This window comes from Streptomyces sp. NPDC050759 (genome assembly GCF_044456945.1).
In the GTDB taxonomy this organism is placed as follows: Bacteria; Actinomycetota; Actinomycetes; order Streptomycetales; family Streptomycetaceae; genus Streptomyces.
The window spans coordinates 149,181-167,362 of record NZ_JBITGI010000004.1 but is presented as its reverse complement, the minus strand read 5'-3'; the positions used below and the strand labels follow the sequence as shown (position 1 = coordinate 167,362).

Here is an 18,182-nt window from a genome sequence, read left to right as displayed (position 1 = left end):
CCTCTCAGTCCGAGACCGGTGCCTCTCAGTCCGGGAAACGTGCCGCCACGCGCGACGTGTTGGAGTCCCGGCTGTGCACACGCATCAGCTCTTCCGCGCGGTCCCCGTCTCCCGCGGCGATGGCATCGTAGATGGCGCGGTGCTGACGGTAACGCTCCCGCACGGCATCGCGCCGTTCGCCGCTGACCTCGTCGAGAAGGCTGTCGCGGCGCTCGTCCGCGCCGAAGGCATCGACCATGTGCAGCATCTGGAGCAGTGTGGAGTTACCGCTGGCCTGGTCGATCGCCGCATGGAACCGGCGCATGCAGCCCAGCAGTTCCACGATCAGCTCGCGCTCACTCGGACCGTCCGCACCGGCCGCTTCGATCCGGCCGACCAGTTCGTCGGCCCTGTCGAGCAGGGCGCACATCGCCCGACGCTGTGCCGCGGTCGACTTCTCCGCCGCGAGTCGCGCGGACAGGGCCCGCAGCGAGTCCTCGATCATGGTGAACTCGCGCAGTTCGCTCTCCTCGAACTTGGCGATCCGCACCGAGCGGGGGCCGACCCTCTCGACGAGCCGGTCCTGTTCGAGGCGCCGCAGTGCTTCACGGACCGGTGTCGCACTGATGTCGAGCGATTCGGCCAGCCCGCGCTCCGTCACCTTCTCGCCGCGCTGGAGCGAGCCGGAGATGATCGCTTCACGAATCGCCGTGTAGGCCTGGTCTCCCAGGGTCACGGGCGTCATGAGCTGCGGCAACTGTCCCATATTACGGATGTTATTTGCTGTAGCGTGTTGCGTCAACGGGCTGAGTGGCTGCGTGGGATCCCCGGGGGTGTCGCATGAAGATGTCCATCGACGATCTGCAGTTCTTCCAGGTCGTCGCCGCCAGCGAGACGCTCACGGCAGCGGCACACCACCTCGGATGTTCACTGCCCGTCGTCAGCAAGCGGCTGAAGGCACTGGAGGAGCGCCTCGACGTACGTCTCGCCCAGCGGGGCACACGCCGGCTGGTCCTCACCTCGGAGGGTGCCCTGTACGCGCGCAGGCTGGACGCGATCCTCGACCAGCTCCACGAACTCGAGGACCTCGTGACCGACCGCTCCGGGGAACTGCGTGGTTCCCTGATCGTCCAGGCGACTCTCGGCCTCGGCCGAGCGCACGTGGCGCCGCTGCTGGCGGAGTTCGCGGCGGCGCATCCCAAGGTGCAGGTGCAGCTGAACACGTCGGCGCTGCCTCTGCGACCTCATCAACGCGAGTTCGACGTCGCCGTCCACGTCGGAAGTCCCCCCGACTCCTCACTGCGGATGCGCCGCCTGGCGGAGAACCGCCGTGTGCCGTGTGCCGCACCGTCCTACCTGGACCGGCGCGGCGCTCCGACGCGGGTGGAGGACCTCGCGCGGCACGACTGCATCGTGCTGCGCGAGAACGAGAGCGACTACGCGCTCTGGCGGTTCGGTGACGTCGGGGACCCGCGGTACGTGCGGGTGCGCGGTTCACTGTCGAGCAACGACGGCGACGTGGTGACCAACTGGGCCCTGGAGGGCCGCGGCGTGATCATGCGCTCCGAGTGGCATGTCGGTCCGCACATCGAGCGGGGTGAACTCGTTCGCGTACTCCCTCACATGCCGACGCCCGCGGCGGACATCTATGCCCTCCTGGAGGACGACGGCCACGTCCCGCGCCGCGTGTCCGACCTCATCGACCATCTGGCGGCCGGCCTGCCCGGCCGTCTGGGGAGTTCCAGGTGACACAGCCGCCTCGAGCGCATCCCCGCTGAACGGCGACCGCCTCCGACGCGCCCGCGACGACGAGGCTTTCCGTCGCGGAAAGCCCACCTTGCCTGTTACGGGCTTGTAACGGCGGTCGCCGCTGACCAAGGTGGGCTCACACCGCGCGCCGGTCGAGATGCCCTGGCCGGACAGGGCGTTCACCGCCGAGCCGGGTGTATCCATCACGCGGGCTGAGGAGTGCATTCGTGCCCAAGACTTATCGCATCGCAGCGATCCCGGGCGACGGGATCGGCCAAGAGGTCGTCCCCGAGGGCCTGAGGTCCCTGCGGGCCGCCGCCGAACTCCACGGGTTCGCACTCGATGTGACGGAATTCGACTTCGCCAGTGCCGACTACTGGCTGCGGCACGGCACCATGCTGCCCGAGAACTGGCGGGACGTACTCGGCGCCTTCGACGCGATCTTCTTCGGTGCGGTCGGCTGGCCCGAGGTGGTCCCCGACCATGTGTCGCTGTGGGGCAGCCTCCTGCAGCTGCGGCGAGGGTTCGACCAGTACGTCAATCTGCGTCCGGTCCGGCTCCTGCGCGGAGTGCGCAGCCCCCTGCGCGACCACCGGCCCGGTGACATCGACTTCTACGTCGTCCGCGAGAACACCGAGGGCGAGTACTCCAGCATCGGCGGCCGGATCTTCGAGGGCACCGACCGCGAGACGGTGCTGCAGGAGACCGTGATGACACGGACCGGCGTCGACCGCGTGCTGCGCTACGCCTTCGATCTGGCGTCCACCCGCCCCCGCAGGCACCTGACCTGGGCGACGAAGAGCAACGGAATCTCGATCTCCATGCCGTACTGGGACGAGCGCGCCACCGAGATGGCGGCGCGGTACCCCGAAGTGACCGCGGACAAGGATCACATCGACATCCTCACCGCCAAGTTCGTCCTGCATCCCGACCGTTACGACGTCGTCGTCGCCAGCAACCTCTTCGGCGACATCCTCTCGGACCTCGGACCCGCCTGCACCGGCACGATCGGCATCGCCCCGAGCGCCAACATCAACCCCGACCGCAGTCATCCCAGTCTGTTCGAGCCGGTCCACGGGTCGGCCCCCGACATCGCAGGCCTCGGCATCGCCAACCCCGTCGGGCAGATCTGGAGCGGCGCGATGATGCTCACGCACCTCGGCGAACACGAGGCGGCCGCCCGGGTGCTGGACGCGATCGAGACCGTTCTCGAGGCCCGGCCCGGCGTCCTCACTCCCGACCTCGGAGGCACCGGCACCACGGTGGAACTCGGGAAGGCCATCGCCGACCGGATCGCGGCGGATGTGCCCCTGGTCAGCGGTGGGGGAGCGGCAGCGGCGGGTCACCCGGCCGCCGAAGAGGAGGTCGCGGCGTCATGACCAGGCCCGTCTCCGACCCGATCGGTCTCGAAGTGCGCTGGGACCGGCTCGCCGCCGCCACGGACGAGGCGGCCTCCACCATGCTCCGTACGGCCTTCTCGACGATCATCCGGGAGTCCAACGACTACACGGTCGTCCTGATGGACCGTGAGGGCCGCACGATGGCGGAGTCGCGGGCCGGGATCCCGGCCTTCGCGGCTCTGATGAGTTCGCTGACCGCCCTGGTCCTCGAACGGTTCCCGGCCGAGGAGTGGCAGGACGGCGACTGCGTCATCACCAACGACCCCTGGATCGCCACGGGTCACCTGCCCGACATCGCCATGATCACCCCGGTCTTCCACCGAGGCCGGCTCGTCGCGTACGCCGGCACCGTGGCGCACTCCCCGGACATCGGCGGAACACCTTCCCTGCGCGCCACCGAGCTGATCTCCGAGGGCATCTTGATCCCCCCGCTGCGCCTGTTCCGCGCCGGCCGGGTCGACGAGGGAGTCAAGGGCCTGCTTCTGGCCAACGTGCGGCTGGCCGACCAGGTGTGGGGCGACCTCGAAGCCCAGGCAGCGGCCCACGCGGTGTGCCGCCGACGTGCTCAGGAGTTCCTCGCCGACTTCGACGAGCCGGACTTCGAGGAGTTCGCCGCCCAGGTCCACGCGGTGACCGACGCCGCGATGCGCGCGGCCGTGCGGGAACTGCCCGACGGCGTCCACCGCTCCACCGTGGACGCGGACGGCGTCGAGGAACGTCCCACGCACATCGCGTGCGCGGTGACGGTGAGCGGCGACGAGGTCGAGATCGACTACACCGGCAGTTCGCCGCAGGTGCCCTTCTCGGTCAACTCGACCCTCAATTACACGCGCGCCTACTCCATGTACCCGCTGAAGATCCTGCTGGACCCGTCGACGCGCACCAACTGGGGCTCCTACCGGGCCGTCCGGGTCACCGCACCGCAGGGCACGATCGTCAACCCCACGTTCCCCGCGCCCGTCGTGGCACGGCACCTGACTGGACACCTCCTGTCGTGCGCGGTGTACCAGGCACTGGCGCCCGTCCTGCCCGACCGCGTCATCGCCGACAGCGGGGGCGCACCCGCGCTGCGGGTCCGCTTCGACGGAGTCGACGACACCGGCAGGCCCTTCAGTCTGATGCTCTTCGCCAACGCGGGCATGGGCGCCTCGATGGAGAGGGACGGGCTCTCCACGACCGCCTTCCCCACCAACTCGGGCAGCGGCAGCATCGAGGCTCTGGAAACCGCCTCCCCCCTGCGGTTCCGGCGCAAGGAACTGCGCGCAGGTTCGGGCGGACGGGGGCGCCGGCGTGGCGGCCTGGGCCAGGACATCGAGGTGCACAACCCGACGAGCCGGCCGGTCCGGATGGTCCTGCTCGGAGACCGTGAGCAGCACCCGGCGCTCGGCCTGGCGGGCGGCGAGCCGGGCGCCCCCGCACAGGTCGTCCTGGACTCCGGCGAACGCGTCCCGCTGAAGTCGATCTCTCAACTGGCTCCCGGTGCCTCGGTGGTGATCTCGTTCCCCGGCGGTGGCGGGTTCGGCAAGCCCGAGGAACGTGAGCCCGAGCTCCTCCTCGCCGACGAGATGGCCGGCTACACCCTCAGGAGCCCGGTCACCGCCCGACCGGCCCGCGGGAACGGACTCGAGGAGGCGGAGCGATGAGCCGCACGGTGCGCATCGGTGTCGACGTCGGCGGGACCTTCACCGACCTGCTGCTGCACGACCCGCGTCGGGGAGTGTCCTGGCCAGGGAAGCTGCCCACCACCCCCCACGCCCCCAACGAGGCCATCACCGCCGGGATAACCCGCCTCCTGGCGGAGACCTCCACGGCACCCGGCGATGTCGCGGGCATCGTGCACGGCACCACCCTGGTGACGAACACCTTGCTGGAACGCACCGGAGCCGTCGTCGGTCTGCTGACCACCGACGGGTTCAGCGACGTCCTGGAGATGGGACGGGAGACGAGGTTCGACACCACGGACCTGCTCGCCCGGCCCGCGCAGCCCCTCGTACCGCGTCCTCTGCGGCGCGGTGTGCCCGGCCGGATCGCCGCGGACGGCCGCGAACTGGAACCGCTCGACGAGACAGCCGTCCGTACGGCCGTCGAGGACCTGGTCGGCCAGGGCATCGAGGCCCTGGCCGTGGCCCTGATGCACTCCTACCGCAACGCCGGGCACGAGCACCGTGTGCGGGACCTGGTCACCCGGATGTGCCCGGACCTGCCGGTCACGCTCTCCAGCGCGGTCGCCCCGGTCATCGGCGAGTACGAGCGCGCCGGCACCGCCTGCCTGAACGCCTACGTGCAGCCGTTGATGTCGCGCTACCTCGACGACCTGCGCGCCGACCTGGCCGCCCTGGGGATCGACGCGCCCCTGCGGATCATGCTCTCCGGCGGCGGTGTCACCACCCTCGAGGACGCCAAGCGGTTCCCCGTGCGGCTGCTCGAATCGGGTCCCGCTGCCGGTGCCATCGCCGCGGCCGCGGCGGCCCGGACGCTGGGGGAGCGGGATGTCGTCTCGTTCGACATGGGTGGCACGACGGCGAAGATCGCTGTCGTCCAAGGGGGCCGGCCGCGACTCAAGCACGACTTCGAGGCGGGGCGGGTCGACAGGTTCAAGCCAGGCTCCGGGCTGCCGGTCCGCCTGACCGTCGTCGACATGATCGAGATCGGTTCGGGAGGGGGGTCGATCGCGGCACCCGACGCTCTCGGCCTGCTCAAAGTGGGCCCGCGCAGCGCCGGTTCCGTTCCCGGGCCGGTCGCCTACGGCCGTGGCGGCGAGCGCCCGACCGTCACGGACGCCGACCTGGTGCTCGGCTATCTCGACGCGGAAAGCTTCCTGGGCGGCGAGATGCGACTGCGGACGGCCGAGGTGCACAAGGCGTTGACCCGCGACGTGGCGGGTCCGCTGGGACTCGACCTCACCGACGCCGCCGCGGGAATCGTCGAGGTGGTCACCGGCAGCATGGCCGCCGCCGCCCGCATGCACCTGTCCGAACAGGGCAAGGACCCCGCCGACTTCGCCCTGATGGCGTTCGGCGGTGCCGGACCCGCGCACGCCTACGGGCTGGCGAAAGCGCTGAAGATGCCGCGGGTGATCGTGCCGATGAGAGCGGGAGTCATGTCCGCCTGCGGGCTGCTGGCGGCGGCTCCCACGGTCGACGAGGTCCGGAGTCTGCCGTCGCCTCTCGCCGACGTCGACTGGGACCAGGTCGCCGCGCTCTACGACGAGATGATCACCCGCGCTACCGCCACCCTCCAGCCGGAGGACCCGGCACTGGTGCGGATCCGCCGTTCGGCGGAGATGCGTTACCTCGGCCAGGGCTTCGAGATCGAGGTCGATCTGCCCGAGGGAGACCTGGGCCCGGACGACCTCCAGCGCATACGAACAGCTTTCGAGTCCACGTACCGCAGCGTGTTCGGCAGGTCCCTCGACGGGGCCGCGGAGGTCGTGAACTGGCGGCTCTCGATGCACCTGCCCGACCACGCCATGCCGACGGGGAGCAGCTACGCGCGCGGAGAGGACAAGTGCCGTGGCGTCCGCTCGGTCCACTTCCCCGGACACGGGCGGCTCGAAGCCACGGTCTGGAACCGCTACGAGCTGGTGCCCGGGACCGAGATGGCCGGCCCCGCCGTCTTCGAGGAACGCGAGGCGTCCTGCGCTTTCGGGCCGGAATGCCGGATCAGGGTCACTGACGACCTGAGCCTCGTCATCGAAGTCGGCCAGGGACAGCCCTCATGACGACGATGTCGGCAGGGCAGCGCTCAGGGACCCGGCGCATCACGTTCCTGGTCGCTCTCGCGGTCTTCGCACAGGAGTCGACCTGGAACTTCTATGAAGCCCAGGTCCCCCCGCTGCTGCGGGAGCACCTCAGCAGCGCCGCCCTGGTCGGTCTGCTGATGGGCATGGACAACCTGCTGGGCATCTTCGTCCAGCCGTGGATCGGCAACCGGTCGGACCGCACCAGGACCTCCTGGGGTCGGCGCATGCCGTACCTGGTGGTGGGGATGCCGATCGCCGCCGCACTGTTCGTCGTCATCCCGCACGCCGCGGCGTCACTGCCGTTCCTGATCGCGATCATGTTCGCGTACGCGCTGGTGGCCAACACCTTCAAGCCGATCGCCGAGGCACTCGTCCCGGACTTCATCGCGCCCGAGCGACGCAGCCGTGCCAACGCCGCGGTCAAGATCGCCTCGAGTCTGACGGCCATCGTCGCCGCGGTCATCAGCATCTTCCTGGTCGACCACCATCTGAGTCTCGCGTTCGCGATCCCCGCGATCATCATGGTCGTCTCCGTCGGGGTGCTCGCGGCCACCGTGCGTGACAGCCGGTCGCCGGCCTACCAGGCCGCGGTGGCGGAAGGCCGCGAGCTCGGGCACGGCGAGGGCAAGGAGCCACGGGTCCGGGACACCTTCGTCGAGATCCTCAAGGACACCGACCGCAGCCGCCTCCTGCTCCTCGTGGCGATCCTCCTCTTCGGCAGCGCGTGGGCCGCGTCCCGGTCACTGATCACGCCGTACGGGATGGAAGCGCTCGACATGCCACGGGGAGCCGCCGGCGGTCTGACACTGCCGAGCGGTATCGCCTTCATCCTGGCGGCCTACCCGGCAGCGGTCCTCGCCGAGCGCCATGGACGGCTTCGGGTCATGACCGTGGGCATGTCGATCTTCGCCGCCGCCATGGTGCTGGGGACGCTCCTGCAGACCTCGACCGGGGCCACCGTGGCCCTGTGCCTCGCGGCCGCCGGTGCCACCTGCTTCCTCGTCAACGCGGTGGTCGTCCTGTGGAACCTCGCCCCCTCCGCCCGGGTCTTCGGGACCTACGCCGGCCTGTACACCGTCGGCTGGGCCGGCGGCGGCTTCCTCGGCCCCGCACTGGTGGGCGCGATGGTCGACGTCACCGGCTGGCCCCTGATGCTCCTCGACATCGCCGTCGTCGCCTCGCTGTCGATCGTCGCCGTCGCCAGGATCAGCGCCCTGCAGCGCCGAACCGCCCCCGCGATCGCCAAGTAGCGAGCACGGCCCGACACGAGCCGAACGATGAGCGGGAAAGGAGAGACACGTGTCCCGCATCCTGATCACCACCGACTACCTGCGTCCCGGTGACGAGGTCGACCGGTACCTGCGCGCGCAGGGCCACACGACGGTCCACGCGCCGCTGGTCGGCCGCCGCGACCCGGAGCACCTCGCAGCCGCCCTCGACGGGATCGACGCGGCGCTCGTCGCCAACGAGCCCCTGACCGCCGAGGTCCTGTCCCGCGCACACCGCCTGCGCGTCATCGTGCGCACCGGAGTGGGCTACGACTCGATCGACATCGCCGCCGCGGGCAAGCTCGGCATCACGGTGAGCAATCTGCCGGGGATCAACGCCAACGCCGTGGCCGAGTACACCGTCGGTCTGCTGCTGGCCGCCGCCCGGGGACTGGTGCACAGCGCGCTCGGAGTCCGGGCCGGTGCCTGGCCGAGGCATGACGGTCATGAACTGCGCGGGTCGACTCTCGGCCTGCTGGGGTACGGGGCGGCCGCGCGCGCCGTCGTGCCGCTGGCGCAGGCGTTCGGCATGCGGGTGCTGTGCACGACCGGTGTGCCGGAGACCATGCGGACCGATCCGTCGGTGCGGTTCGTCGAGTTCCCCGAGCTCCTGGCCACAGCCGACCACCTGTCGGTGCACACAGCGCTCACCGAACGGACGCGAGGTCTCCTGGATGCCGCCGCCTTCCGCCTGATGAAACCCACAGCGGTCCTGGTCAACACCGCGCGGGGAGCGATCGTCGACGAGCAGGCCCTCGCCGACGCCGTGCGCCGGGGCCAGATCGCCGCAGCGGCTCTCGACGTGGTGAGCGACGAACCGCTCGCGGCCGACAGCCCGTTGCGGGACGTGGACGGGATCGTCGTCTACTCCCATCTCGCGGGGCAGACCGCCGAAGCCCGGACGAACACCGGCCTCAAGGGCGCGGCGGAGCTGGTGGCCGCCCTCGCCGGACGCCCCCGGTTCCCCGTGAACGCTCACCTGCTGCCGGAGACCCCCACCGCCGAAGGAACCGGATGACACCTGCCCGCCGACCATCCCACACCGACCAGGAAGCAGAACCCATGCACCACGACCCGGACGACTCCATCAAGGTCATGGCACCGACCGGCATGCTCGGGGCCGGATTTTCCGAGGCCACGATCGACCGCGGCCTGGAACTCGGTGCCGACGTGATCTCCGTCGACGGGGGGAGCACCGACTCCGGCCCCTACTACCTCGGCGCGTCACAGCCCAAGACCACGCGCGCGGCGGTCGCCCGTGACCTGCGGGTGCTGCTGCGGGCCGCGGCACGTGCCGGCATCCCGCTGATCGTGGGTTCGTGCGGCACCAGCGGTACCGACGACGGTGTCGACTGGGTCGCCGGCATCGTCGCCGAGATTCTGGCGGACGAGGGACTGGACCTGCGGGTCGCCCGCATCTACAGCGAGCAGGATGCCGACGCGCTCAAGAAGCGTCTGGAGTCCGGCCACATCCACGCACTGCCTCCCCTGGGCGCCCTTCAGCCCGAGACGCTCGACAGCTGCACGCACATCGTGGGCATGATGGGCCACGAGCCGATCGTCGCCGCGCTCGAAGCGGGCGCCCAGGTCGTGCTGGCCGGTCGCGCCACCGACACCGCCGTAGCGGCCGCCTACCCCCTCATGAAGGGGATGCCGGCCGGACCGACCTGGCACGCTTCCAAGATCGTCGAATGCGGCGGACAGTGCACCAGCAACCCACGTGCCGGCGGGGTACTGGCCACGATCGACGCCGGTGGCTTCACCATCGAGCCGCTCGACGCATCCGTAGCCTGCACCCCGATTCTGGTCGCCGCGCACATGCTCTACGAGACCGCGAACCCCTTCGAGATGCGCGAACCCGACGGCACCCTGGACGTCCGAGAAGCCACCTACACGGCACTCGACGACCGCACCGTGCGCGTCGAGGGCTCGCGGTTCCATGTCGCCGACCAGCACACCGTCAAGCTGGAGGGCGCGAGGATCACCGGCTACGAGACGATGTCGTTCAGCGCCGTCCGAGACCCCCACATCCTGGCGAACATCGAGGAGTGGGCCGACCTGCTGCGGGAGTTGATCGGCCGGCGGGTGGAGCAGACACTGGGCCTCGCTGACGACAAGTACGCCTTCGACGTACGCCTGTACGGCTACAACGCGGTCTTGAAGGACCGCGACCCGGCCCAGGGCCCGCCCCGCGAGGTGGGAGTCATGCTGCTGGTCAACGCGCCGGACCAGGAGACGGCCACGGCGGTGGCGAAGGTCGCCAACCCGTTGATGCTGCATCTGCCGACGGCCGACATGAACTACCTGCCCAGCCTCGCCTTCGCCACGTCTCCGGCGGAAGTCGAGCGGGGGCCCGCGTACGAGTTCGTCCTCAACCATGTCGTCGACAGCGTCACTCCCACCGACATGTTCCGCATCGAGATCGAGGAGACCGAGCACCATGGCTGATACGGGCCCCACCACCCTCGGAGATCTGGCCCTCGAGGTCCGGTCCAAGAACGCCGGGCCCTTCTGGGTCACCATGGAGTTGTTCCTGCGCGACGCGGACGGTTACGGCATCACGGCCGACGAGTCGTACCTCAACGAGCGTACGGTCGCCGCACTCTACGGAGTCGACGAGACCGAGGTCCAGATGTTCCGTATCCCGTCGCTGAACGTCGTCAAGATCTCCTTCCCGCGCCCCGTCGGCCAGGCGTCACTGCATGACCGTGACGTCCACTCCGGGCAACAGCACGTGCCGCTGGCGATGCTGCCCCTACCCACGGGCCGATGAGCGCACGTGGACGCCGAAGACCGTATGGACCCGCAGGTACGGGCCCGCCTTGACCAGTACGTCAGCATCGTCGGTCCGCAGGGGCTCAGTGGCATCGGCAGCATCACGGCCCGCCGCCGGAAACAGGCCGAACTCGCCGCACTCCGCCCAGGGACGGCCGCACACCACGACATGGAAATCCGTGACGTGTCGATCCGATCAACTGCGCCCCCGCACGCGGCCGTTCCGGCACGGGTCTATCGTCCGGCGGGAAGCACCGCGGGCGCACCGTGTATTTGCTATGTCCACGGTGGCGGGATGGTCACCGGGAGCGTCGACGGCGACGACGCGAAAGCGGCTGAGCTCGCCCGGGCAACCGGCTGCGTCGTCGTCTCGGTCGCCTACCGTCTGGCGCCCGAAAACCCGTACCCCGCCGCAGTCGACGACTGCTTCGCGGCTCTCTCCTGGATCGCCGAAGGCCGGCAGGAGCTGGGCATCGATCCCGGCCGCATCGCTCTGTACGGACCGAGCGCAGGCGGCTGTCTGGCCACGGCCACCGCCTTGCTCGCGCGTGACCGCGGCGGCCCCGAGATCGCCTACCTGACACTCGTCTCTCCCATGCTGGACGACCGCTCATCGACGCCCTCCACCTACGTCAACACCGGCTTCGGCGCATGGAGTCGCGAGGCGAACCTCCAGGCATGGGAGGCGTATCTCGGGGAGGACTTCGGAACCGACCACGTGTCGCCCTACGCGGCGCCGGCGCGTGCCGACGATCTGACGAGGTTGCCGCCGACGTACGTCGACGTCGGCGACCTGGATCTGCTCCGCGACGAGGCGACCGACTTCGCTCAACGACTCATGCGGGCCGGCGTACCGGTCGAACTCCACGTCTATCCGGGCGGCATCCACGGCGGCGAGAGTCTCGCCCCCCGAGCCGATCTGACGGTGCGCGTCCGTGCACGTCGCCACAGCGCACTGCGCAGGGCCCTGCGGGTTCAGGACCGACGGCCCCTGGAAGCTCGGAATAGCCGCGCGGACCGGAGCCGTTGATCGTTCCGCCGTCGCTCCGACGACGGAGCCGACGAGCCGGATCGAGAGAATGGAGCATGCAAGGTGGACGTCTTCATCATCGGCATCACCGGCGGTATCGGTGGTCTGCTCGCGCAGAAACTGCGCGCGCGGGGAGACGCCGTCCACGGGCTCGTACGCCGGGACGAGCAGCAGGCCGAACTGGCGACGCGAGGAGTGGACGCACGAGTCGGCGATCTCTCGAGCATGACGGTGGAGCACCTGGCGGCAGCATTCGGTGACGCCGACGTGATCGTCTTCAGCGCCGGGTCGAACGGCGGCAGCAAGGAGGTCACGACGGCCATCGACGGCGACGGGGTCGTCAAAGCGATCAAGGCGGCGGGCCTCGCCGGTGTGGAGCGCCTCGCGCTCGTGTCGGTGCTTCCGGAGTCATGGCGGGAGCGCGACCTCGGCGAGGAGGTCGAGTACTACTTCGCCGTGAAGAAGGGCGCCGACATCGCCCTCAGCCGCAGTGACCTGAACTGGCTGATCCTGCGCCCCGCACTGCTCCTCGACGGTCCGGGAACCGGCACCGTGTCCCTCGGCCCTGCGGAGTTCCACGGTGAGATCACGCGTGACGACGTCGCCGCCACCCTGGCCGAACTGCTCCACGAGCCACGGATCGGCCGGCAGATCCTCGAACTCAACACTGGGCCGACACCCATCGAAGAGGCGGTCCGCGCGAACGTCCGCAGCTGATCTGCCCCGCTGTGGCGATCGTCACGAGAGTCTTCGCCGGCCGTTGCGTACGCTGAATGCCGCCGTTCGTGAGGGCCACAGCCGGGGACGTGAGGACGAACCCGGCGGCCCCTCCCGGCACCTGATGCATCGAAAACAGCCCTTGACCTGGGAAAACAGGCAGGGAGCCTACTCGTGGGAGTGCCCGGATGCTGCGTACCATGTTCAAATCCAAGATCCACCGAGCCACCGTCACCCAGGCCGACCTGCACTACGTGGGATCGGTGACCATCGACGCGGATCTCCTCGACGCCGCTGATCTGCTGCCCGGTGAGCTCGTCCACATCGTCGACATCACCAACGGTGCCCGGCTCGAGACGTACGTCATCGAGGGTGAGCGCGGCTCCGGCGTGATCGGTATCAACGGTGCCGCCGCCCATCTCGTCCACCCCGGAGATCTGGTGATCATCATCAGTTACGCTCAGGTGACCGACGCCGAGGCGCGGGCGCTCGTACCCCGGGTCGTGCACGTGGACCACGACAACCGCATCGTGGCGCTGGGGGCCGACCCGTCCGAGCCGGTGCCGGGTTCGGACCAGGAGCGCAGCCCGCAGGCGGTGTCGGCCTGACCCCGCTCGACGACCTTCGGACCAGGAGCGTGCCCATGAGCGACATAGAGATCCGCGACGACCGGCCGGCCGGCCGGCTGGAGGCCCTCGGTAGCGGGGGAGGCGAGGTCGTCGGTCACATCCAGTACTTCGTCCTCGAATCCCCGGCGCGTGCCCTGGTCCCGGTCCACACCATCGTGGAACCGGCCCACGAGGGACAGGGCATCGCGGGCTCCCTGGCCCGCGAGCTCTACACCATCGCGGCCCGCGAGGGCCTCACCGTCGCCCCGCTCTGCCCGTACGTCGTCAAGTGGGCCGAGCGCCACCCCGACGAGGCCCCGGCCGCCGACCCGGAACTGCTCCGCGCGGCGCGGGCGTGGCTCGCGGCCCACCCCGAGGGCTTCTGAGCGGGCGGGCCCGAAAGAAAGCCGCGGTCACGGGCGGGCCAAAAGAAAGCCGCGGTCACGCCCGGTGTCGCGCACCGCACCGCACGTCGAGACACCACACCGCACGTCGAGACCCCCCGCCCGCGCCCCGAGCGCACCCACGCGGGCCACGCCCGTCACGCGGGTGGGTGACTGGCGGGAGGGCTCACGGGTACGCGGGGAGTAGTCCAGAGCCGACGTCGACCGACTGGCTGGAGGACCCCATGACCAACCCGTACCCCGACCCCGTCCCCCCGGGTCCCACTCCGGGCCCCGGCCCGGTTCCCACGCCGCCGGGCCCCACCCCGGAGCCCCCTTCACCCCCGGACCCGGACCCGACTCCGGGACCGGGCCCAGGTCCGGGCCCGGTCCCCGACCCGTCGCCGTCCCCTGTCCCGCCCGGCCCCGAACCGGTACCGAACCCGGAGCCGGGGCCGCCGCTCAGCTGACGGCGACCCACGTGAACACAGTGGAGGAGGGCCACCGAACGGTGGCCCTCCGCCACGTCAGGGCGACGCTCAGCCGGTCACCTCGGACCGGTCCCCGCCCCACAGCGTGTGGAAGGAACCGTCGCGGTCCGTGCGCCGGTAGGTGTGCGCCCCGAAGAAGTCCCGCTGCCCCTGCGTGAGCGCCGCGGGCAGCCGCTCGGCGCGCAGCGCGTCGTAGTAGGCCAGCGCCGCCGCGAAGCCGGGCGTCGGAACACCCTGGCGGGTGGCGGCGATGATGACCTCGCGCCAGTCGTCCTGGGCGTCGGCGATCTCCTGGGCGAAGGTGTCGTCGGAGAGCAGGCTGGGCAGGTCCGCGCGGGTGTCGTAGGCGGACCGGATGCGGTCGAGGAAGGCCGCGCGGATGATGCAGCCGCCGCGCCAGATCGCCGAGACGGCGCCCAGGTCGATGTCCCAGTCGTACTCCTCACGGGCGGCCGCGATCTCGTGGAAGCCCTGCGTGTACGACACGATCTTCGAGGCGTACAGCGCCTGCTCGACACGGTCGGCGAAGGCACCCGCCTCCGACTCGCTCAGCGGCGACGCCTTGGGCCCGGCGAGACCGCGGGACGCCTCCCGCAGCTCCGCGTGACCCGACAGGGACCGCGCGAAGACCGCCTCCGCGATGCCCGACACCGGGACACCCAGGTCCAGTGCGATCTGCACGGTCCAGCGGCCCGTGCCCTTCTGCTCCGCCTGGTCCACCACGACGTCCACGAACGGCTTGCCCGTCGCCGCGTCCACGTGGGAGAGCACCTCGGCCGTGATCTCGATCAGGTACGAGTCCAGGCGGCCCGTGTTCCAGGTGCGGAAGATGTCGGCGATCTGGCTGGGGGAATACCCGGCCACGTCCCGCAGCAACTGGTAGGCCTCACCGATCAGTTGCATGTCGGCGTACTCGATGCCGTTGTGGACCATCTTCACGAAGTGCCCGGCGCCGTCAGGACCGACGTGCGTCACACAGGGCGCCCCGTCCGCCGCCTTCGCGGAGATCTTCTCCAGCATCGGGCCGAGAGAGTCGTACGACTCCTTCGGGCCGCCCGGCATGATGCTCGGGCCGTTCAGCGCGCCCTCCTCGCCGCCGGAGACGCCCATGCCGACGAAGTGGATGCCCTGCTCGCGCAGTTCGCGCTCCCGGCGCCGGGTGTCCGCGAAGTGCGCGTTGCCCCCGTCGATGATCATGTCGCCGGGCTCGAGCAGCGGCGCGAACTCCTGGATCACCGCGTCGGTCGGCTCACCGGCCTTCACCATGATGACCAGCCGGCGCGGCCGCTCCAGCGCCGCCACGAACTCCTTGGCGGTCTCGGCAGCGATGAAGTCGCCCTCGCCGCCGAACTCCTCGACCAGGGCGTGCGTGCGCGACGCGGTCCGGTTGTGCAGGGCGACCGTATAGCCGTTGCGGGCGAAGTTGCGGGCCAGGTTGCGGCCCATGACCGCGAGGCCCGTGACGCCGATCTGCGCTGTTGTGCTCATACCGCCTGCTCCCAAAAGATCCTGTGGATCGCGTAGGTCATGTATCGCTGCTGCAAGTCGTGCTTGTCAGTATCGTCCACCGGTCATCCTGGCCTGTCGGAGGACTGTCCGCACACCAGGGATACGGTTCGGGCGCCTCGTTGCGTTCAGCGGGAGACGCCGGTCCGACGCGCGCCCCTACGCGGCTGGTTGCCGTCTTGTCATGGCCTGTTCGCGGCGCTTACTTTTGCCCCTCCTGACGCATGTTGTAGGGGGAGGCCTCCATGGCCGTACGCGGCCGGCACCGCCGGTATCAGCCGAACAGGATCAACCGCGCCTCGCTCACCGTCACCGCGGGCGGCGTCGGCATCGCGGTCCCGCTCATCGGCACCGGCACCGCCCACGCGGCCGACGTGGACACGTGGAACAAGGTCGCCGCGTGCGAGTCCAGCAGCAACTGGAGCATCAACACCGGCAACGGCTACTACGGCGGGCTCCAGTTCACCCGGTCCACCTGGGAGGCCTACGGCGGCACCCGGTACGCGGCACGGGCGGATCTGGCCACCAGGGACCAGCAGATCGCCGTGGCGGAGAAGGTGCTGGACGGACAGGGACCGGGCGCCTGGCCGGCGTGCTCGGTGCGGGCCGGGCTCACCCGCGAGGGCTCCGCCCCGGACGACCGGCCCCGCACCGGGAAGACGGTCTCCGTAGCGGACGTACAGCCGCAGACCACCCCGCAGTCGCGGGCCGGGTCCGCCGAGATGTACACCGTGGTCCGCGGCGACTCGCTCTCCCGGATCGCCGACGCCCGGAAGGTCCGGGGCGGCTGGCGGGGGCTGTACGCCGCCAACCGGAGGACCATCGGTGACGACCCCGACCTGATCCTGCCCGGGCAGCGGCTCAAGGTGCGCGCCACCGCCGGAACGACCACCACCGCCGACCGGACCTCGACGAGGAAGACCTCCTCCGACACCGCGGAGAAGACCGAGAAGGCCGCGGACACCGGCCTGGTCGCCCCCGTGAACGCCTCCCTCGGCACGCCCTACCGCAAGGCGGGCTCCGCCTGGTCGAAGGGCTACCACACCGGCGTCGACTTCGCGGTGCCCACGGGGACGTCCGTGAAGGCGGTCGCGGCCGGGAAGGTCGTCACCTCGGGGTGGGGAGGCTCCTTCGGCTACCAGGTGGTGATCCGGCACGCCGACGGCCGTTACACGCAGTACGCCCACCTGTCCGCGATCTCCGTGAAGTCCGGGCAGAGCGTGGGCGGCGGGCAGCGCATCGGCCGTTCGGGCTCCACGGGCAACAGCTCGGGCCCGCATCTGCACTTCGAGGTGCGGACGGGGCCCGGCTTCGGTTCCGACATCGACCCGGTGGCGTATCTCAGGGCCGGCGGCATCAGGATTTGACGCGGGTGCGGTGCCGGTCCAGGACCGGCACCGGGATGTACGCGGCGCCGTAGAACGGGCCGTAGTACGCCGGGGGCTCGCCGCCCGGGTCCGGGAGCTGTTCGGACGAGCCGTCCCTCGGCGCAGGCGTCTCGGGCGCCGCGGGGGCCGGCACCAGCAACTCCTCGCGCAGGGCGGCGACCTGCTCGACGAGCACGCCCTCGCGCACGAGAGCATCGGCCGGTTCCTCGGCGGGTGCCGGGACGAACACGTCCCCGCGGTCGGGGGCCGGGGTCGCCGACGGCTCCACGTGGCTGCGCTGGATCCGCTCCGTCGTCAGCAGGATCAGGCCGCCGGCCGCCACCACACCGCAGCTCAGGGCGAGCGCGGTGCCCGTGGTGCCGTAGCGGAAGGTTTCTCCGAACATTGTGATGCCGACCGCCGCCGCCACCACCGGGTTCACGACCGTCAGCGTCGCCAGCGGGGCCGCGAGACCGGCGCCGCGGTAGGAGGCCTGCGACAGCATCAGCCCGGTCGTCGCCAGGACGCCGATCGCGGCCAGCGAGGGCAGGTCCGCCGCCGACACGCCACCGCTCCAGTCGACGGCGACCGTCTTGGTGAACACCGAGGACATACCGAACGCTATGCCGGACGCGGTCGCGAGCAGCACGCTGCGCACCACCGGGTGCCGGTGCGCGGCCCGTCCCGCGATCATCAGCGCGACCACCGCGGCGGCCGTCACCAGACCGGCGAACACCCGCTGGGCGGTGCTGAGGGACTGTGCGTCGGACGCGCCGACCAGGGAGAGCAGACCGGCCAGACCCACCGTCGCCATGATCGCGCCCCGCCAGGCGGTGGCCCCGGCCCTGCGGCCGACGAACAGCGCGGCCATCGGCAGCGCGAACACGATCGTCAGGGCGCCCAGCGGCTGGACCAGGCTGAGGGGGCCGTAGGCGAGCGCCACCACGTGCAGCAGTCCACCGAGGCCGTTCAGCGCGACCGCCGCCCACCAGCTCGGCCGGCGCAGCGGCGCGTACTGCTCGTCCGGGTGCGACACCGCGACCTGCTCCTGCACGATCGCTCCGCCCGCGTAGGCGACGGCGGAGACGAGGGAGAGGAGCACGGACAACGCGAGGGCACTCATGAGCTGCTCCTCTGCGTGAGGCGGGGGCTGGCTGCCCGGCGCGA

Annotated in this window: 16 protein-coding genes; 13 read left to right on the top strand and 3 right to left on the bottom strand. The window is 70.6% G+C overall.

The window, feature by feature from the left end; translation table 11 throughout:
* Positions 1–25: 25 nt before the first annotated feature.
* Positions 26–745 (bottom strand): GntR family transcriptional regulator, encoded by a 720-nt coding sequence (locus ACIBJB_RS14255; RefSeq protein ID WP_398930143.1) that lies wholly within the window; start codon positions 743–745, stop codon positions 26–28.
* Positions 746–819: 74 nt separating this feature from the next.
* Between ACIBJB_RS14255 and ACIBJB_RS14250 the strand changes: the two genes are divergently transcribed.
* The 12 genes from ACIBJB_RS14250 to ACIBJB_RS14195 all read left to right on the top strand — a co-directional run bounded on the left by ACIBJB_RS14250 (position 820) and on the right by ACIBJB_RS14195 (position 13,654).
* Entirely contained in the window at positions 820–1,728 is a 909-nt protein-coding gene (locus tag ACIBJB_RS14250) for a LysR substrate-binding domain-containing protein (RefSeq protein ID WP_398930141.1), read from the top strand.
* A 227-nt stretch (positions 1,729–1,955) separates the two neighbouring features.
* Complete coding sequence (locus ACIBJB_RS14245; RefSeq protein WP_398930139.1) at positions 1,956–3,107, top strand: tartrate dehydrogenase; 1,152 nt, start codon at positions 1,956–1,958, stop codon at positions 3,105–3,107.
* On the top strand, positions 3,104–4,771 hold the full coding sequence (locus ACIBJB_RS14240; RefSeq protein WP_398930137.1) for a hydantoinase B/oxoprolinase family protein: 1,668 nt from the start codon (positions 3,104–3,106) through the stop codon (positions 4,769–4,771). Before ACIBJB_RS14245 ends, ACIBJB_RS14240 begins: the two co-directional genes overlap by 4 nt.
* A complete protein-coding gene (locus ACIBJB_RS14235; protein WP_398930135.1) occupies positions 4,768–6,849 on the top strand; it encodes a hydantoinase/oxoprolinase family protein in 2,082 nt (693 codons plus the stop codon). Before ACIBJB_RS14240 ends, ACIBJB_RS14235 begins: the two co-directional genes overlap by 4 nt.
* Positions 6,846–8,120 (top strand): MFS transporter, encoded by a 1,275-nt coding sequence (locus ACIBJB_RS14230; RefSeq protein WP_398930133.1) that lies wholly within the window; start codon positions 6,846–6,848, stop codon positions 8,118–8,120. The genes ACIBJB_RS14235 and ACIBJB_RS14230 overlap by 4 nt, the downstream gene beginning before the upstream one ends.
* 49 nt (positions 8,121–8,169) lie before the next feature.
* A complete protein-coding gene (locus ACIBJB_RS14225) occupies positions 8,170–9,156 on the top strand; it encodes a phosphoglycerate dehydrogenase (protein ID WP_398930131.1) in 987 nt (328 codons plus the stop codon).
* Positions 9,157–9,200: 44 nt separating this feature from the next.
* A complete protein-coding gene (locus ACIBJB_RS14220) occupies positions 9,201–10,586 on the top strand; it encodes an acyclic terpene utilization AtuA family protein (RefSeq protein WP_398930129.1) in 1,386 nt (461 codons plus the stop codon).
* Positions 10,579–10,911, top strand: a complete 333-nt coding sequence (locus ACIBJB_RS14215; protein ID WP_398930127.1) for a DUF4387 domain-containing protein — start codon at positions 10,579–10,581, stop codon at positions 10,909–10,911. Before ACIBJB_RS14220 ends, ACIBJB_RS14215 begins: the two co-directional genes overlap by 8 nt.
* 6 nt (positions 10,912–10,917) lie before the next feature.
* Entirely contained in the window at positions 10,918–11,943 is a 1,026-nt protein-coding gene (locus ACIBJB_RS14210; protein WP_398930125.1) for an alpha/beta hydrolase, read from the top strand.
* Between the two features lie 63 nt (positions 11,944–12,006).
* Entirely contained in the window at positions 12,007–12,660 is a 654-nt protein-coding gene (locus ACIBJB_RS14205) for an NAD(P)-binding oxidoreductase (RefSeq protein WP_398930123.1), read from the top strand.
* 188 nt (positions 12,661–12,848) lie between these two features.
* Complete coding sequence (gene panD / locus ACIBJB_RS14200; protein ID WP_326661438.1) at positions 12,849–13,268, top strand: aspartate 1-decarboxylase; 420 nt, start codon at positions 12,849–12,851, stop codon at positions 13,266–13,268.
* 35 nt (positions 13,269–13,303) lie between these two features.
* Positions 13,304–13,654, top strand: coding sequence for a GNAT family N-acetyltransferase (locus ACIBJB_RS14195; RefSeq protein WP_398930121.1), 351 nt, complete (start codon positions 13,304–13,306; stop codon positions 13,652–13,654).
* A 536-nt stretch (positions 13,655–14,190) separates the two neighbouring features.
* Here ACIBJB_RS14195 and gndA read toward each other — a convergent pair.
* Positions 14,191–15,630, bottom strand: coding sequence for an NADP-dependent phosphogluconate dehydrogenase (gene gndA / locus ACIBJB_RS14190; protein ID WP_398930119.1), 1,440 nt, complete (start codon positions 15,628–15,630; stop codon positions 14,191–14,193).
* 263 nt (positions 15,631–15,893) lie between these two features.
* Here gndA and ACIBJB_RS14185 point away from each other — a divergent pair, with 263 nt between their 5' ends.
* Positions 15,894–17,015 (top strand): transglycosylase family protein, encoded by a 1,122-nt coding sequence (locus ACIBJB_RS14185; RefSeq protein ID WP_398930117.1) that lies wholly within the window; start codon positions 15,894–15,896, stop codon positions 17,013–17,015.
* Here the strand turns inward: ACIBJB_RS14185 and ACIBJB_RS14180 are convergent.
* Complete coding sequence (locus tag ACIBJB_RS14180) at positions 17,005–18,138, bottom strand: DMT family transporter (RefSeq protein WP_398930115.1); 1,134 nt, start codon at positions 18,136–18,138, stop codon at positions 17,005–17,007. The genes ACIBJB_RS14185 and ACIBJB_RS14180 overlap by 11 nt on opposite strands.
* Positions 18,139–18,182: the final 44 nt, after the last annotated feature.

Bases quoted from the DNA above. Each gene is read 5' to 3' on its own strand.
- ACIBJB_RS14195 (WP_398930121.1), top strand. From the start codon at position 13,304: ATGAGCGACATAGAGATCCGCGACGACCGGCCGGCCGGCCGGCTGGAG.
- ACIBJB_RS14220 (WP_398930129.1), top strand. From the start codon at position 9,201: ATGCACCACGACCCGGACGACTCCATCAAGGTCATGGCACCGACCGGC.
- ACIBJB_RS14185 (WP_398930117.1), top strand. From the start codon at position 15,894: ATGGCCGTACGCGGCCGGCACCGCCGGTATCAGCCGAACAGGATCAAC.
- ACIBJB_RS14215 (WP_398930127.1), top strand. From the start codon at position 10,579: ATGGCTGATACGGGCCCCACCACCCTCGGAGATCTGGCCCTCGAGGTC.
- ACIBJB_RS14255 (WP_398930143.1), bottom strand. From the start codon at position 745: ATGGGACAGTTGCCGCAGCTCATGACGCCCGTGACCCTGGGAGACCAG.
- ACIBJB_RS14240 (WP_398930137.1), top strand. From the start codon at position 3,104: ATGACCAGGCCCGTCTCCGACCCGATCGGTCTCGAAGTGCGCTGGGAC.
- ACIBJB_RS14250 (WP_398930141.1), top strand. From the start codon at position 820: ATGAAGATGTCCATCGACGATCTGCAGTTCTTCCAGGTCGTCGCCGCC.
- ACIBJB_RS14180 (WP_398930115.1), bottom strand. From the start codon at position 18,138: ATGAGTGCCCTCGCGTTGTCCGTGCTCCTCTCCCTCGTCTCCGCCGTC.
- ACIBJB_RS14235 (WP_398930135.1), top strand. From the start codon at position 4,768: ATGAGCCGCACGGTGCGCATCGGTGTCGACGTCGGCGGGACCTTCACC.
- gndA (WP_398930119.1), bottom strand. From the start codon at position 15,630: ATGAGCACAACAGCGCAGATCGGCGTCACGGGCCTCGCGGTCATGGGC.
- panD (WP_326661438.1), top strand. From the start codon at position 12,849: ATGCTGCGTACCATGTTCAAATCCAAGATCCACCGAGCCACCGTCACC.
- ACIBJB_RS14230 (WP_398930133.1), top strand. From the start codon at position 6,846: ATGACGACGATGTCGGCAGGGCAGCGCTCAGGGACCCGGCGCATCACG.